The organism is Mitsuaria sp. TWR114 (assembly GCF_007997345.1).
Map to the genome: position 1 here is coordinate 1 of NZ_VOSR01001117.1, position 1,912 is coordinate 1,912.

Annotated in this window: 1 protein-coding gene; it reads left to right on the plus strand. The window is 73.0% G+C overall.

Annotated features, from left to right (window positions below; genetic code table 11):
* The coding region (locus FUT87_RS29745; protein ID WP_310735335.1) for an MBG domain-containing protein at positions 1–1,912 on the plus strand (1,912 nt) is incomplete at both ends.

Here is a 1,912-nt window from a genome sequence, read left to right on the forward strand (position 1 = left end):
CCGGCAACTACGTGATCGCGGGCAGCGGCAACACCGCGACGACCGTCAACGTGCTGCCCAAGGCGCTGACCTATGTCGCGGCCACCGGCAGCAACGTCTATGGCACGCCGCAGAGCGGCGCGATGCCGGCGCTCTCCGGCGTGGTCGCGGGCGATCAGATCACGGCCGCCCCGGCGATCGAATCGGGCGGCAATCTCTGGCTGCTGGACGCGGGCTCCCGCGCGGGAACCTACACCTCGACGGTGCTCGCCGGCTCCTTGTCGGGCGCGGGCGCCGGCAACTACACGATCGCCGCCGCGGGCAACACGAACGGCACGTGGACCGTCACGCCCAAGCCGATCACCTGGAGCGTCGCCGCCGGTTCGGCGATCTACGGCAATGCGCCGACCGCGTCGACCAACGTCACGGTCCTCGACGGACTGCTGCCCGGCGCGTCGGTGAGCTCGGCGCTGACCGCGCTGGACGGCAACGGCGCGCCGGTCGCCCGGCCGACGGTCGGCGGCAGCTGGTGGGCGGGCGTCGCCGGCCTGAGCGGCCCCGACGCGCCCAACTACCTGCTCGCCGGCAGCGGCAATACGGCGGGCGCGCTCACCGTGACGCCGCGTCCGGTCACCTTCTCGGTGGCCAATGCGAGCTCGGTCTACGGCAACCTCGCCACGACTGGCGCGGTGACGCTGAACAACGTGCTCGCCGGCGACTCGGTCGGCTACACGGCCGCGATCCTCGCGGGCTCGACGCCGGTCACGCTGAGCGCGCGCACCGGCGCCGGCGCCTATACCGAGACAGTCACCGCGCTCACCGGCAATCCGAACTACCTGCTGGCCAGCGCGGGCAACGCGCCCGGTACGCTGACCGTGCAGCCGCGGCCGATCAGCTACATCGCGCAGGACGCCTCGTCGACCTATGGCACCGCGGCCACGCCGGGCGCGGTGACCGTGCAGGGCGTGCTGGCCGGCGACAGCGTCGGCGCCGGCCCGGCCGTCCTGCTCGCCAGCGGCGTCGCGCCCGCCGAGCGCACTGCGGCCGGCAGCTGGACGCTGGGCCTGCGCAGCCTCACCGGCGCCGATGCAGCCAACTACGTCCCCACCGAGACAGGCTCGACGACGGGCACGCTCATCGTCGCGCCCAAGCCGGTCACGGTCACGGTGCAGGGCTACTTCACGATGTTCGGCGGCTTCCCCGACAGCTTCATGGACCGGACGCTCACCTACGGGACGGGCGACACGCCGCGGGCCAGCGGCAGCATCAACGGCCTGCTGGCCGGCGACCAGGTCGCGGTGACGACCTCCACCACGCCGATCACGCGGTCCCGCACGGGGCGGCTCAACGTCGGCACCTACACCTTCAGCGCCACCGGCCTGGAGGGCGCGGACGCCGGCAACTACGTGATCGCCGCGGAGGGCAACCGCTTCGCGACGCTGAGGATCACGCCTGCCGTGGTGGCGAATGCGGCCTGGGTGCAAGGAACGGATCACACCGACGTCTCGCCCACCTACGGGTCCGCGGCCAACTACACCCTCAGGACCGAGCTCCTCAACGCCTTCGCCGGCGACGACGTCGCGCTGGGCGCCTGGGCCGATCTCCCCGGCGGCCGCTCGACCACGCTGCCCGCGCGCCTGACCCCTGGCACCTACGGCGTCGACAGCGAGCTGCTGGGCGCGGACAAGGGCAACTACGTGATGCTCCGCGCGTCCACCAGCACCTTCCGCGTCGTGCCCAAGCTGCTCACGGCCGTGATCGACAACACCGCCAGCACCTATGGCGACGCGCTGCCGGCGACGGGGGGCAACCTGTACGGCGTGCTGGCGGGCGACACGGTCTCGGTGACGACGGCGATCGCTGGCGTGCCCGCCAGCAACGGGCGGATGCCGGCGGGCCAGTACGGCATCCACGCCACCGGGCTGGCGGGCGC